The organism is Bernardetia sp. (genome assembly GCF_020630935.1).
Classification (GTDB): Bacteria; Bacteroidota; Bacteroidia; order Cytophagales; family Bernardetiaceae; genus Bernardetia.
The window spans coordinates 17,547-32,613 of the sequence record NZ_JAHDIG010000014.1; the positions used below are offsets into that span (position 1 = coordinate 17,547).

The following is a 15,067-nucleotide window of genomic DNA, read 5'->3' on the forward strand; positions in this document are numbered from 1 at the left end:
CCACAAATTGGGTATTAGCTTCTTTTTATCTAATAAATTCTGCTGTTATATCTCTTTGAGTATAAAAATCATAATATATCTTTTCATCAAAACCATCTTTATATGCTTGTAAAAATAACTTAATAGCATTAAGATTATCTCCCTCTAACTTTTCAATATCAATATTTTCGTTAATATATTTTTTTATAGTTTCAACAGAACTCCACTTAAACCATTTCTTTATAATTCTATAACCTGTTATTCCACCATACAAGGAAGTCCAGCGATAATCAATAATTAGAGTAGATATTAAAAATTTAAAGAAATACTCTTCGTTTTTAAAGGCTCGCTCTCGTAAACATTTCTTTGAATTTTTATTTGATGCAATTATTAAGCAGGTAAGTTGACTAATATCAATATTTTTTTCAGAGACTAGATAACAAATTAGCTCATTTATTTTTTTACTTACTTTATTTTTAGGATTTTGTATCTGTTTCTTTTCTATAAGATAAAAGAGATGACTGTAAGTTGAAGTATACCTCTCTTCATATTTATCCAAATCCTCTAAAAAACTTATAAGGTCTAAGAGTGTTATAAATAATTTATTAGATTTGTTAAGTAGTAATTGTTCGACATATTCCATTTGCATTTGACCGTCGAACTCTTTTATGAAGATATGATTTGAGTAAAATACGAGTATATCCATAGGGCGTTTCATGTAAAACCTCTTCATAATGATAAATTAAATACCTATCAATAAAAGTATTTATCGCCTCTAAACAACTCAAATCTTTTGATTCTATTATTTTTTCTCTTATTCTGTGTCCAAATTTCGTAAATAATTCTGCTGTTTTATTTCGTTTTTCTATATGTTTCAGAACTTCTATCTTTTTTTCTATATCAGCCCCTACAAATAGCTGATATTCTTGTTCTGAAATACTATCTTGAGGAATAGATAATGAAAAATAATTATCAAAATAGTATTTATTAAATATTCCTTTTTCTATTGAGTAATTCTTTGGCAAACTATAATTTACTGTTTCAGTACCTAGATTGAATAATTGATTAACTATTAACCTAGCATTATTTTTCAACTGTTTATAACTCTCTGTTTCCTTTAGTTTTGTTTTAGAAGAATCAATCTGATAAGAGTGCATATAAGCCCCTTGTTGTACTTCAGACTTCAATAAACTTGCTTTATTGTTTGGTATAAATTCGTACGCTGATTTATCAAAAACTCTTAGAGCTTCCACAAGCATAAAATGCTTTATGTTTACATCATTATGTATTCCTTCCAGTCTCAACTTCACAGCATTTATGAATCTGTAAACATCTCTTAAAGTTTGAAAGTAATTTTGCAAGAGAGTATCAGCCTCTGCAAACTCTTTCAACTCTTTTGTTAATTCAACATTCTTAGAAAAAAGTGTTACTACTTCTTCAACAAATATCTTTTGTATTACAGATTGAGAAACCTTTGGTAGAGTGTAATCTACTTGTACAATTTTTTCTAAATACTTTTCTCCATTTTCTCCGAATTTACTTTTTAATGCACTAACAACAACATCATAATCATAACATAAAATAAAAACAGTATTTGCAAAATTTGCATTCAGCTTTACTAATTGAAATATTTCTGTTATTTCATTTGGTGTAAGTCTGTCAATATCATCAATAGTGATGTATATTTTTAAACCTGTTTCTATTATGCTTTTGTCTATATTTTTTTTATGAGCATGTACATCTTCTATTTTGTTGAGACTATTGATAAAATTTTTAAAAGAACTTGTTACACGACTTGACGCACCTACTAAAGTAGGATTACTAGCTAGTATATAAGCATTAACAAATAACTCTAAGCTATCTAAAAAAGGAGATAATTTTTTAGCATGCTTTTTAACAAAGCCTACATCTTTCGTAATAACTAAATATAATTCTTTAAAAAAGATAGTTTGTAATTCTTTTTGTCCAGAAAACATCCAAGGGTTAAACCTTATTATAACAGGCTTATAGTCATCATTTTCTGTCAAATCTTCTATTTTCTGAACAATAAAGTTTAATAGTGTTGATTTTCCAGCTCCCCACTGTCCATTTATTCCAATCACAAGACTTTCATGATTATCAGAAAATGAGTTTACTATTCCATTAGCAATTTGAGTAGCAAATGGTTCTCTACCTAAACGGTCTTCTTTAATGTCCTTTAGTTCTGCATCTATTTTCATAATTATATTTTTTGATATTTTCTAAAAAACCAACTTAATCACATCTTCCAACGTCTTGGTGAGTTTCACTTCAATTTTAAACTTCTTCAAATCTAGTCCCTTAACATTGTATTTTGAAATAACAATCTGCCTAAAACCTAACTTTTCAGCTTCTGAAATGCGTTGTTCTATGCGCTGAACAGCTCTAATTTCTCCCCCCAAACCCACTTCGGCAGCAAAACAAATATCCGAACTGATAGGCGAGTTTTCTAGCGATGAAATAAGCGACGTACAGACAGCCAAATCTAGCGCAGGGTCTTCCACCTTAAAACCACCTGCAATATTCAAGAAAACATCTTGCGTTCCAAATCTAAAACCTCCACGCTTTTCCAAAACAGCCAAAAGCATATTCAAACGCTTGGCATCAAAGCCTGTACTGCTTCGTTGAGGTGTTCCGTAGGCTGCAATGCTCACTAATGATTGTACTTCTATCAGCAAAGGACGATTTCCTTCCATCGTTGTGCCGATAGTAATTCCTCCAATGACTTCATCTCGCTGCGACATCAAAATCTCTGATGGATTACTGACTTCACGAAGTCCAGTAGATTGCATTTCATAAATTCCCAGTTCGGAGGTAGAACCAAAACGGTTTTTGATAGTACGCAAAATTCTGTACGACATGTGCCTGTCGCCTTCAAATTGCAAAACGGTATCGACCATGTGTTCCAACACTTTTGGTCCTGCAAGTGAGCCTTCTTTTGTAATGTGTCCAATAAGAAAAACAGGTGTTCCTGTTTCCTTAGCAAAGCGCAAAAGTTCGGCAGCACACTCACGCACCTGCGAAACGCTTCCAGCCGAGGATTCTATATGTGCTGTATGGAGGGTCTGAATGGAATCTATTACCAAAACATCTGGCTTAGACTGTTCTATCTGAATAAAAATATTTTGTGTATTCGTCTCGTTCAAAACCAAGCAATTTTCAGAATAGGCTTCCAGACGCTCGGCACGCAGTTTTATCTGCTGTTCGCTCTCCTCTCCAGAAACGTACAAAACGGTGTGGTCTTTCAAAGCTAAAGCCACTTGCAACATCAATGTAGATTTTCCAATCCCTGGTTCTCCTCCTATCAAGACCAAAGAACCCTGCACCAAACCACTTCCCAAGACTCGGTTGAGTTCTCCATCGTGGGTAGAGATTCTAGCAAAATCTGTTTTTTCAATTTCAGAGAGTTTTTTGGGTTTGTTGGAAGCTCTTCTCTGATTATCGCTTTGCCAAAGTTTTTGAACGTCGTTTTTGCTTGTTCCTTTATCAATTACTTCTTCTACGAAAGTATTCCATTCCTCACAAGAAGGACATTTTCCCATCCATTTCGGAGATTCGTAACCACATTCTTGACAAAAATGGGCTGTTTTGGTTTTCTTTTTAGCCATTTGTTATGCTAATAAATTTAGATTTTTGAATTTAATAATTCAAATTTAGCTAAAAAAATTAGTTTTTACGACTTTATTTATTAAAAAATTCCGTCTTCAAATAAGTTGATGCGTTGTTTTTCTTCTTTCTTCTTAAACACGTCTTCATAATGTCTTCCTTGAATTTTTCTTGCAGCTACTGGAAAAATGATTTTAGTGCTATCGTTGATAATCTCTGCATTCTCAATGAGAACTTTGTAATAATTGTCTATAACTTCTGTTTCTTTTTTAATTAAAAATAATTGTCTGCCATCTCTTAGATGAATAGTAGTGTATTTCCAGTTATTTGTTTCAGAATGTATGGCTCTAATTTGATACTTCACAAAAAGATGTCCTATTTTTGATAAAAATATACTGTCACTTTTATTATCTCTTACCCCGACATTGAATCCAAGAATTTCGTGATTTATATCTTCGTCACTATCAAATAATTCTAGGTGTCCGTGATAATATATTATATCGTCATCTAAAAAAGTGTAGTTCCAATTCGCTTCAGCATCAACGCTATCAATTTTAGAAGTATCTTTTACTACTTTAGATATTTTTATAACAGAATTTTTTATCTGTGTTTCCATTCCCTCCAACTCCCACAAATCTTCCAGTTCTTCTTTTGTAAAATCTTTATATTCTTTGTCTTTTTCTTGCTTTGGTAGATTTACAAAAATGGTAAAACCAATAATCAGAATCAGTAAAGAAATTCCTGTAAAAGCTGATAGTTTAGTTTTCATTTTTTTCGTAGAGGGTTGTTAAACGTTAAAATTACGACTTTTTTGAGCAATTCTAGGGTTTCGAATACTCCTATTTTGTAAATTGAAAAATAATAGACCATTACTCACAGAAACAACGCTATGGACGCACAACGCTGGCAACTCATTCAAGATATTTTTTCAGAAGCATTAGAACTACAAGGAAAGGAGCGAGAAGATTATATTCAATCCAAAACAGAAGGCGATACAGAACTTAAAGAAGAAGTTGAAAAGCTCATAGCAGGAGCAGAAAAAGCAGATAGTTTTTTTGGAAATTTAGAAGATAAGGTATCTGATGTGTGGCAAAAAGCTGCCGAAACTACACTGTTGCAAGAAGGCGAGAAAGTAGGAGTTTATCAGATTGAAAAAGAACTGGGGCGTGGTGGAATGGCTGTGGTGTATTTAGCAAAGCGAATTGATGGAGAATTTGAGCAGAAAGTAGCGATTAAAGTGATTAAACGTGGAATGGACTCTGACGAAGTTTTGAGGCGTTTCATGGCTGAAAAACAGATTTTGGCTTCACTCAATCATCCCAATATTTCAAAAATATTGAATAGTGGGCTTGCGCCAAATGGTTTGCCTTATTTTGTGATGGAATACATTGAAGGAGATGATTTAGTAGAATATTGCAATAAAAATAATCTTTCCATAAAAGAACGACTGGAAGTTTTTATTCAAGTATGTAGAACCATTCAGCACGCTCATAGGAATCTTGTTATTCATAGAGATTTGAAACCATCTAATATCATTGTAGAAAATAGCAAAGAGAACCTACGTAATTCTTTAAAATTACTAGACTTCGGAATTGCAAAGGTTTTAGATGAAGAAAATGACCTCCGAACCAAAACGGCAATGCGTCTGCTTACGCCAGAGTATGCTAGTCCAGAGCAAATACAGGGCGCAGTTATCAGTACGTCAAGTGATATTTATCAGCTTGGTATTTTACTTTTTGAGCTACTTAGTGGGCGACGACCTTTCGTCTTTGATAAAAATGAATCGGTTTTGGAGTGGGAGAAAAAACTTACTACTTCCCAAACACCAACCCCTTCCAAAATTTATGAGCAGTTTTCAGAACAAGAAGCGAAAGAAATAGCCAAACAGCGTAAGACAGACAAAAATCAACTTAAAAAAGTATTAAAATCTGAACTACAATCGATTGTCTTGATGGCACTTCGAACCGAACCCGAAAGGCGTTACCAGTCGGCAGAACAGTTAGCAGAAGATATTGAGCGTTATCTTACCAATCGTCCAATAATAGCCAAACCCAACTCGTGGGGTTACAAAACAAGAAAAGCATTTGAGAGAAACAAACTCGCTTGGGTCGGTTTTACACTTCTATTTTTAGCACTTGTTGGAGGAATTTTTGGAACAACTTATCAAGCCTACATTGCAAAAAAAGAAAAGCAACGTGCAGAACAGGAAAAACTAAGAGCCGAACAAACCCTAGATTTTATTACCGACTTGTTTAAAAGTCCAGACCCACGTCTGCAAGACTCAGAAGGAAAAGACATCAAAGTAAGTGATTTTTTGAAGGCAAGTGAGAAGAAAGTATTTAGAAATTTGCAAGACCAACCAGTTCTTCAAAATGAACTTTTGACAATTCTCTCTAATTTGTATGATAACATGAATCTTGCTAAGGAAGGAACAGAATTAGAGAAAAAACTCTTACCAAAATTCATAGAAGAGTATGGAGAAAATTCGCCACAGGCAGCAGAAAGCATACGAAAACTAGCAGCTTGGTCTTTTGAAACTAGCAAAGACGTAGAAAAAACAGATTCTATTTTTAATGAAGCCTTTGATATTTTTGAAAAAACGTATGACAAACAGCATCCCAAATATGCAACGTTACTCAATGAATACGGACTATTTTTGCAAATTTCAAGAGCTGATGTAGCAAAAGCTGACTCTGTTTTGAAAGTTGCTGGAGAGATATTTATTCAAAATGATACAATAACAGCCGATTATGGAAACAATCTGTCTTTTCGTGGACTTATTGCCAACCAAATGGGAAGAGTAGATGAAGCACTTGATTTGTATGAAAGAGAATTATTCATTAAGCAAAAAATAAATCAAGATTCGGTTGGTCTAGCACTTGTCAAGATAAATATTGCTTCTATTTATTTTAAAAAACAAAATCTTATTCGTGCCGAAGCTCTCAACAAAGAAGCATTGAAAATAATGGAAAGAGAATTAGGCACAGAACACAAACACACTCTGACAGCACTTAATAACCTAGCAGCCGTTTATGCAGCGCAGTCTAGGTACGATTTGGGAAAACCAGTTGCCCTACGTGCTTATCATGAGTTTACAAAAAAATATGGAAGGAAAAATGATAAAACAGCAGCAGCAGCACTCAACACAGGCTTCTATTATGTAAAACTAAATCAGTTTGATTCTGCCTTAGTTTTGATAAATGAAGCTAACCAAACCTACCAAGAACTTTTTGGAGAAAACCATTATGTTACGGGAGTTCCACTTTTGGCTAGAGTAGAAATTTGGTTAGAAAAAAATCAGCCTCAAAAAGCACTAGCAGATGCTCAAGAAGCTGACAAACTTCTTTCCACTCCACCTATTCCAACTATTCATTATTATAGAGGAATGGTAAACTTTCGCTTAGGAAGTAGTTATGTAGCCTTAAACCAAAAAGAAAAAGGCAAAGAATATCTACAAAAAGCTGTAGATATTCTAATGCAAAGTAATGGAGAAACTCATTATGCCACAAAAGCTGCTGTAGCAGAATTAAATACTTTGTTTGAGTAAAAAGCTATTTATAAAATTGTTGTATGCATCTTTCATTTCTAGTTCCATATCAATGTGTAGTTTTCTTCTTTCCGAAAACTTTATTTCTTTGGTAATCGGATTGATGCCTTTTTTTTGATATGTTTTCCAATATATTCCTATACCTCGTTTTTGCCAGTTTGGCAAATCATTGAAGTTAATGCCATAGCTAAAGAGAAGTTCGTTTTTATCAGCTACTGATTTCCCTTCAAGAGTTTGAGTAGCTTCTTTTGCTGAAAAGCCATCTTTTCTGAGCATCCAGTAACAGTGTGCATTGAGTGCATTTCTAAAAGCATCTTCATTTCTCCAACGAAAATAATCAACAACATCTTCTTTTGTTGGTAATTGTGAAATTCTACAATCGAAAGCAGCTAAGTCATTTAGTAGAAGAGAAAATTTTGCACTTGCTTCACCTGCCAAAATAGAATTATATTTTCTCGTTTTCCTATTAAATACTGTTTCATCATGACTAAATAAAAGAGAGATTTCATCACTTTCTGTATAGCCATACACCACATTAAAACCTACATTCATCAAGTGTTTGACTGTCTCTATCATCATATCCCTAAAACGAATATCAAAAGGAGCTTCAAAGTTGTGTTTTTGTTTCGTCAGTGTTGTAAAATTTCTACCATCTATCCGAGCTACCATGTACACTTTAGGAAGTATGCACACGTCTGAGTTTGTTTCATAAACTCTCATTTGTTTGTCTAAGTCATCAAATTTCATTCTTCAGTTGAGTTAGTTTTGAACTTTCTGCACTAAAAATGTATATTTCATCAAAACCTTCTTCAAAAGAAGGAAGTTCCATTTTTTTATGAGTAGATAAAATTCCTACTTTGGCAACCTTAGCTTTTCCTATTCTTAGTTCATTTCGTGCTAAAGCTATTTTTAAATTTGTATCAAAATATATAGCAACGACTTTAAACTTCCTTTCTTTCAGCTTTTGTATGTACTTTGCTCGTTCTTTTTTTGTTGGATTGGTATTGTCAATAACTAAACGCTGCTGAAACTCTAAACAAAAATCTAATAATTTAGCCTCTTTATTTCTTGTATTGAGTAAGTCTAAACTTATTCTGAGATGTGAATTAAAGTATTTTTCCTTATAAAAAGTTGATTTTCCACTGCCTTGTATGCCAATAAAAATTATTGCTTCCATCAATTTATGTTTTAGTAGTTATTACTTTATCTTGATAGTGTATTGCTCGTTATTTTAACAAATTTTCAATTATTATTTTTTAATTGAAAATTAGCTTATTCTTATCAAAATAATTTCCGTATTTTTGAGTTGTTCTTTGTTGTCTTAATAAAAATAAAAAACTATGAACGGTTCTATTCGCTATCTACAAACTCGTAAGGATAAAAGTGCTATTTTTTTCAAATGTTTGCCTGAAAAAGTAGCTGCTATTATCATTAATATACAAGCTGGTGCAAATTTTAATTTTTCAGAAGACGTATTAAAAAATGGTCTTTCAGAAGAACAAGCTCCTTTTGTTTTGGTAAAAAAACAAGACCTTCCCTATACAGGACAGAGAGAAAAAATAATTGAAAGTCTAATTTCAGATGGTTTTGCAGAATCATCAGCACAGGATTTTGAGCGTGCAGAAAATATCTATCAACAAACTCAAACCAACAATCAATAAACAGTTAGGCACACCTTCCACATCGTTTGACTTTATTTTTTCCAACAGAATATTGGCGATTAACTAATAATTAATCACTAATAATTAATCACTGATAATTAATTTGCGTATTTCCGTCATCACTCCCTCTTACAATCAAGCGATTTATCTTGAAAAAACGATTCAGTCTGTTATTTCACAAGGTTATGACGATTTGGAGTATATTCTGATAGACGGAGGAAGCACAGACGGTTCGTTAGAGATTATCAAAAAATATGAAGGATATTTTACTTTTTGGGTAAGTGAAAAAGATAATGGACAAAGCCACGCCATTAATAAAGGCTTTGAAAAAGCTACTGGCGACATTATTACGTGGCTCAATTCGGACGACCAACTAATGCCTAATGCTTTAAATAGTATTGCAAAAGAGTTTGAAAAAGACACAAATAAGGAAGTTTTTGTAGTCCATGGCAAGACGATTCTCTTCGGAGAAAATATGCAAGACAAGGAATTTGGAGCATCACAAACTGATTTTGTAGAACGTTCCTTGGCAGGACTTCCATTTCCTCAACCTTCTTCATTTTTTAGAAAAGAACTCATAGAAAACTATGGTTTCTTGAAACAAGATTTTCACTTTGGAATGGATTATGAATTTTTTGTGCCTGTTTTTCTCAATGAGAAAAGTATCTATGTAGATGATATTTTTTCAAAATACTTGTACCACACGGAAAGCAAAAGTCTGACACAGCAAAGTGGTTTTGCTCGTGATTATGCCAAGGTGTTTAGTAAAGTGTTGCGTTCGTTTGAGCAAAGTAACGCCCCAAATCATAGAGAAATAGTAAAGCAAACGATTTCAAAGTTTAGAGAACTGGGCTTTTATACAGAAGGTAAAGATATTTTTGAGATAAAAAATTCTTTTACAGCCAAGCAGCTTCATTTATCGTTCTGTTACAACCTCCTCAACCAACTCATTTTTTATTACGAAGCCATCGAAACAAAAGATAAAAAAGAACAGTTTCAAAGTTGGCAGCAAGTCAAGAAAATAACGTCTTATTTGGTGCAAAATGAATCTGATTTTGTAACAAAACACCCAGAAATTCAGCAAGTGTACAAACGCAGTAAGTTTTTGAATCCTACCATTATGAGCCTTTTGAGGAGAGTGAAGAAGGTTTTATAAACAAAATATAAACATTTGATAATCAAAGACTTAAACCATTTTTAATTTGGTAAAATTATCGTAATTTTGTACAGAAAAATTATATAAAATTATGCCATATACACAGTTTAACGCTAGAGAACTTTCCAAAAAATTTGGAATCCAGTTTAAAGCAGAACAACTTTTTGATACTGGAAAAACACCGATGGTTCAAGCTACAGATTGGCTCAGTCAAGCAATAGAAAAAGCTATAAAAGTAGGTTTTAGTTCTGAAAAATCTCGTTCAGAGCGTATTGTTTCTCCTATTTTGATGGAACTTAGTTTGATGAATGATGAACGTTTTACAATTTATTCTGGAATGAATCTAAACGTAGATGAAACAACTGGGTTAAATGGCGAATGTGATTTTATGCTTTCCTTTAGCAAAATTCAAGATTTTGTAGTTGCGCCTATTTTTGCCATTACAGAAGCCAAAAAACAGGATATTGAAAGTGGTACAATTCAATGTGCTGCCCAACTCATCGCAGCCAACTTACTCAACAAGGAAGAAGGCTACAATTTCAAAACCCTTTATGGATGCAGTACCACAGGCACAGAATGGCGTTTCCTAAAATTAGAAAACAACGTTGTTACACTAGATACTGAACGCTATTTCATTACTAATCTACCAAAACTGTTGAGTGTTTTGCAGTTTATTATTGATGAGAGTGGAAAAAGCTGACAACTTGGAATCTATTGAATTCATAATCCCCTAAAAATCAAGGAACTAAAAATTAGCAAAAAACGATATAGTATTGTAATTTTGCACAATCAATTACGAGTTAGGTTAGTTATGATTTGTAATTAACTGATTACTGGTAACTGTTTACTGATAACTGAAAAAATATGTACGACGTAATAATAGTAGGAGCAGGACACGCAGGCTGTGAGGCAGCCCATACAGCAGCCACTTTAGGCTCAAAAGTTTTGCTCGTAACCATGAATATGCAAACGATTGCTCAAATGAGTTGTAACCCTGCCATGGGAGGCGTTGCAAAGGGGCAAATCGTAAGAGAAATAGATGCGCTAGGAGGAATGTCTGGAATTATCACAGACAAAACGATGATACAATTCCGAATGCTCAACCGTTCGAAAGGTGCTGCGATGTGGAGTCCACGTTGTCAGAGCGATAGAATGCGTTTTGCAGAAGAGTGGCGCACAGCTTTAGAAAACAATAAAAATATCGACCTTTGGCAAGAAATGGTTGAAGGGTTGGTAGTTCGTGATGGACGTGTGTGTGGTGTAAGAACGCAATTAGGAATTGAGTTTGAAGGAAAAACAGTCGTTCTTACCAACGGAACATTCTTAAACGGACTTATTCATATTGGAGAAAAACAATTTGGTGGAGGACGTGCAGGCGAGCGGGCAGCTACTGGAATCACAGGGCAGCTTGTGGAACTTGGTTTTGAAGCTGGCAGAATGAAAACAGGAACGCCTCCACGAGTAGATGGCAGAACAATTAATTATGAAGCCATTGAAGAACAAAAAGGAGATGAAAACCCATCAAAATTTTCATTTTCTGATGAAACACAGTCGTTGAAGCACCAAAGAAGTTGTTATATCACTTATACAAATCCAAAAGTTCATGAGATTTTGCAAACTGGTTTTGAGAAATCGCCTATGTTTGCAGGACGTATAAAAGGACTAGGGCCAAGATACTGTCCTTCTATTGAGGATAAAATTGTTCGTTTTTCGGAGCGTGATAGACACCAAATTTTTGTAGAGCCAGAAGGTTGGGATACGGTAGAAGTTTATGTGAATGGATTCTCTACTTCACTTCCTTATGAAGTACAACAAAAAGCATTGAACCAAATTGTAGGTTTTGAAAATGCTAAAATGTTTCGTCCAGGCTATGCGATTGAATATGATTTCTTCCAACCAACGCAACTAAAAGAAACGCTAGAAACCAAGAGAATAGAAAATCTCTATTTTGCAGGTCAAATCAATGGAACTACTGGCTACGAAGAAGCTGCTTGTCAAGGTCTTATGGCTGGAATAAACGCCCACCAAAAAGCACACGAAAAAGAAGCCTTTACACTTTCTCGTTCGGATGCCTATATCGGTGTTTTGATTGATGATTTGATTCATAAAGGCACAGAAGAGCCGTACAGAATGTTTACTTCAAGAGCAGAATATCGTATTTTGCTTCGCCAAGATAATGCTGATGTTCGTCTTACACAAAAAGGTTATGATTTGGGATTGGCTTCAGAAGAACGTCTCAAAAAAGTAAAGCAAAAAGAAGAAGAAGTAAGAGAAGTTATCAAAGTTTTGTCTAAACAAAGTCTTGATACAGAAACAGCAAATCCTGTTTTGAACAAACTAGGAACATCAGAACTTAAACAAAAAGTAAAAGCAATAGACGTTTTGAAACGTCCACAAGTTCAATTACAAGATTTAGGTAAAATGGATAGTGAAATTGCCAATCTTCTTGAAAGCTATACAGACACAGAGGAAACAGGCAGAAACAAAGAGGAGATTTTGGAGCAAGCCGAAATTCAAATCAAGTATTCTGAATATGTAGAAAAGGAAAAGCAACTGGTAGAGAAAATGCAACGCTTAGAAAATCTGCATATTTTTGAAGGGTTGGATTACCATTCTATGCCATCGCTTTCTATGGAAGCACGAAAAAAACTTACTCAAATTCAGCCTCGCACACTAGGACAGGCATCAAGAATTAGTGGAATTAGTCCTTCCGATATTTCGGTTTTGATGGTCTATTTGAATAGGTAGTTTGACTTTTGTTTATTCCACCTAAAAAATCCATTGCTAATTAAGTTTAGGAATGGATTTTTTGATTTTTAAAATTTTAGTTTTGGTTATACTGCTCCATAGATATTAGACTGTCCTCCATCAACGGCAATCGTTTGTCCGTTTACATAACTACACTCTTCACTCAAAAGAAAACCTACTAAATAGGCTACATCTTTCGGGTCGCCTAATCGCAGTGTTGGATTTGCTTTTGCATATTCTTTTTCTGCTGATTTAGGGTCATCTGGATTGATTTTTTTAAAAGCTTCTTCTACCATAGGCGTTAGAATTGCCCCTGGTGCTATGGCATTTGTCATGATTCCATCTTGTCCGTACTCTAAGGCTGCATTTTTTGTCATTCCAGCAACGGCGTGCTTACTTGCCGTATAAGGCGTTTCATTTTTCACGCCACGAATACCAGCTACTGAAGCTACATTTACAATCCTTCCATAATTTTGCTTTTTCATAATCGGAATCGCATGACGCATAGCATAATAAACGCCCATTAGATTAATGTCAATCACTTTTTTGAAGGATTCCACATTATATTCTGCTAAAAGAGAAGTTTCGCCTTCTATTCCTGCATTATTGTAGAGTCCGTCTATGCGAGAGAACTTTTCTACGGTTTTATCTATATAATTTTTGACTTGCTTTTCATCAGAAACGTCAGCTACAACAGATAAAAATTTAGCATCTGAGTATTTTTCTGATAATGTTTTTTCAGCTTCTTTAAGCTTTTCCTCATTATAATCAACTAAAGTGAGATACGCTCCTTGCTCTGCAAAAATTTCGGCAGTCGCATAACCAAGTCCCATAGCTGCACCAGTAATAATAATCGATTTTTCTTTCAAACTAAACATAAAGTAAAAATTAAAGTGTAAAAAATAAAAATATCATTATATTAAGTGCTGGACGTGATATAAAAAGTTGTTGGTGTCGCTACGCTAAAACACCAACGAACAGTGTTTTGTTGAATCGCAGAACAGCAAATATCTATGAATGTCCAGTACTCTATCAGAGTATATAATTTAGTGTATGAACAGACAAGATAGAGGCTTAGTTTTGAAGTTTTGGATAAATTAACTTTGAAGCAATTGAAAAAAATGGGTAGGGTTGTAAGTATTTTTCGTTTGTAAAAAAACGAAGTTTTGAGGAGTAGTAATGATGAGCTAATCAGTTAGAGTTAGCTAAACAAAATTAGCTCAAATCTTTAGAGCTAAACTCAGCAAATAATAATGCAACTGAAATGATAGATAAAATAGAAAAACCTCAAAAAATAAAATTCTTCTTACCTAACTCATAATTCAAACTGTGGATTAGGCTTTAAATTAGATAGAACATTTGCCCAAGAAAAGAAAATTATAGATTTTGCACATTCCTTTAAAACAAGAAAGATTTGAAATATCAAACTATGCAAAAATTATTTTCAATACTTATTCTATTTTTTATCTGCTCTGCCTGTTTTTCTCAAAGCAAAGTAAGCGATTCTCTGTCTTATTTAGGACAAAAACCTCCTTCTGAAATGCCAGAAATATTTGCTCCAAATCTTATTTCAAAATTAGATAGATATGAGTTTGGCTGTACATTTTCAAGAGATGGAAAGGCAATGTTTTTTGGAGTAGATAATAATGGAACTATGGAAATTTATTCTACTCATTTGGAGAACGGGAGTTGGACAGCACAAGAAAAACTTTTTGGAAATGATACCATCAGTTATAATGACCCAATGCTTTCGCCAGATGATAAGAAGCTGTTTTTTATTTCGAATAAGCCTATTTCTACCTCCGAAGCTAAAAAAGATATAGATATTTGGTTTGTTGAAAGAACAAAAAAAGGCTGGTCTGAACCAAAAAATATAGGAATGCCTATCAATAGCTCAAGGAATGAATATTTTGTATCTTTTACAAATGAGGGAACAATATATTTTGCTTCAAAAGATAGCACAGAAAATGCGCCCCAATATGCGTATGATATTTATAGCTCAGAGCTAAAAAATGGACAATATACAACTCCCAAAAAATTGCCCTCCACTATCAATACTAATAGATATGAAGCTGATGTTTTTGTAGCTCCAGACGAATCGTATTTAATTTTTTGTGCTATTCATAGAGATGGTTTGGGGCGTGGTGATTTGTATATCAGTTTTAAAAATGAAAGTGGAAAATGGTCTGAGGCTGTCAATATGGGCGACACCATAAACTCTGAAAACCACGAACTTTGTCCATTTGTCAGTAAAGATGGAAAGTATTTTTTCTACACTAGCAATGAAGATATTTATTGGGTAGATGCTAATATTTTAGAAAAATATAAGAAAAAGTAAGACGAGTAATAAAG

Annotated in this window: 13 protein-coding genes; 6 read left to right on the forward strand and 7 right to left on the reverse strand. The window is 33.7% G+C overall.

What is annotated here, in order from left to right; all coding sequences use genetic code 11:
* Positions 1–25 precede the first annotated feature (25 nt).
* The 4 genes from QZ659_RS05825 to QZ659_RS05840 all read right to left on the reverse strand — a co-directional run bounded on the left by QZ659_RS05825 (position 26) and on the right by QZ659_RS05840 (position 4,372).
* A complete protein-coding gene (locus QZ659_RS05825) occupies positions 26–622 on the reverse strand; it encodes a hypothetical protein (RefSeq protein ID WP_291723310.1) in 597 nt (198 codons plus the stop codon).
* Positions 594–2,198 (reverse strand): P-loop NTPase fold protein, encoded by a 1,605-nt coding sequence (locus QZ659_RS05830; RefSeq protein ID WP_291723312.1) that lies wholly within the window; start codon positions 2,196–2,198, stop codon positions 594–596. The genes QZ659_RS05825 and QZ659_RS05830 overlap by 29 nt, the downstream gene beginning before the upstream one ends.
* A 21-nt stretch (positions 2,199–2,219) precedes the next feature.
* The gene (radA, locus tag QZ659_RS05835; RefSeq protein WP_291723314.1) at positions 2,220–3,605 is read right to left on the reverse strand and encodes a DNA repair protein RadA; all 1,386 of its coding nucleotides are present in this window, start codon (positions 3,603–3,605) and stop codon (positions 2,220–2,222) included.
* 80 nt (positions 3,606–3,685) lie between these two features.
* On the reverse strand, positions 3,686–4,372 hold the full coding sequence (locus QZ659_RS05840) for a hypothetical protein (RefSeq protein WP_291723316.1): 687 nt from the start codon (positions 4,370–4,372) through the stop codon (positions 3,686–3,688).
* 120 nt (positions 4,373–4,492) lie between these two features.
* On the opposite strand from QZ659_RS05840, the gene QZ659_RS05845 reads away from it, so the two are divergent.
* A complete protein-coding gene (locus QZ659_RS05845) occupies positions 4,493–7,150 on the forward strand; it encodes a serine/threonine-protein kinase (RefSeq protein ID WP_291723319.1) in 2,658 nt (885 codons plus the stop codon).
* On the opposite strand, the gene QZ659_RS05850 is transcribed toward QZ659_RS05845, so the two are convergent.
* Positions 7,130–7,897, reverse strand: coding sequence for a tRNA(His) guanylyltransferase Thg1 family protein (locus QZ659_RS05850; protein WP_291723322.1), 768 nt, complete (start codon positions 7,895–7,897; stop codon positions 7,130–7,132). The genes QZ659_RS05845 and QZ659_RS05850 overlap by 21 nt on opposite strands.
* Positions 7,887–8,327: an AAA family ATPase gene (locus tag QZ659_RS05855; protein ID WP_291723325.1), complete on the reverse strand. Its 441-nt coding sequence runs from the start codon at positions 8,325–8,327 to the stop codon at positions 7,887–7,889. Before QZ659_RS05855 ends, QZ659_RS05850 begins: the two co-directional genes overlap by 11 nt.
* 163 nt (positions 8,328–8,490) lie before the next feature.
* Here QZ659_RS05855 and QZ659_RS05860 point away from each other — a divergent pair, with 163 nt between their 5' ends.
* The 4 genes from QZ659_RS05860 (at position 8,491) to mnmG (ending at position 12,715) form a co-directional block, all read left to right on the forward strand.
* Complete coding sequence (locus QZ659_RS05860) at positions 8,491–8,811, forward strand: hypothetical protein (protein ID WP_291723328.1); 321 nt, start codon at positions 8,491–8,493, stop codon at positions 8,809–8,811.
* A gap of 103 nt (positions 8,812–8,914) precedes the next feature.
* Positions 8,915–9,967 carry a glycosyltransferase family 2 protein gene (locus tag QZ659_RS05865; protein WP_291723331.1) on the forward strand — a complete coding sequence of 351 codons (1,053 nt, stop codon included), beginning with the start codon at positions 8,915–8,917 and terminating at the stop codon, positions 9,965–9,967.
* Between the two features lie 91 nt (positions 9,968–10,058).
* Positions 10,059–10,667 (forward strand): hypothetical protein, encoded by a 609-nt coding sequence (locus QZ659_RS05870; protein ID WP_291723335.1) that lies wholly within the window; start codon positions 10,059–10,061, stop codon positions 10,665–10,667.
* A gap of 164 nt (positions 10,668–10,831) precedes the next feature.
* Positions 10,832–12,715 carry a tRNA uridine-5-carboxymethylaminomethyl(34) synthesis enzyme MnmG gene (gene mnmG / locus QZ659_RS05875; RefSeq protein ID WP_291723338.1) on the forward strand — a complete coding sequence of 628 codons (1,884 nt, stop codon included), beginning with the start codon at positions 10,832–10,834 and terminating at the stop codon, positions 12,713–12,715.
* A gap of 86 nt (positions 12,716–12,801) precedes the next feature.
* Here mnmG and QZ659_RS05880 read toward each other — a convergent pair whose 3' ends face one another.
* Positions 12,802–13,593 (reverse strand): glucose 1-dehydrogenase, encoded by a 792-nt coding sequence (locus tag QZ659_RS05880; RefSeq protein WP_291723342.1) that lies wholly within the window; start codon positions 13,591–13,593, stop codon positions 12,802–12,804.
* Between the two features lie 551 nt (positions 13,594–14,144).
* On the opposite strand from QZ659_RS05880, the gene QZ659_RS05885 reads away from it, so the two are divergent.
* Positions 14,145–15,053, forward strand: a complete 909-nt coding sequence (locus QZ659_RS05885) for a hypothetical protein (RefSeq protein WP_291723345.1) — start codon at positions 14,145–14,147, stop codon at positions 15,051–15,053.
* Positions 15,054–15,067: the final 14 nt, after the last annotated feature.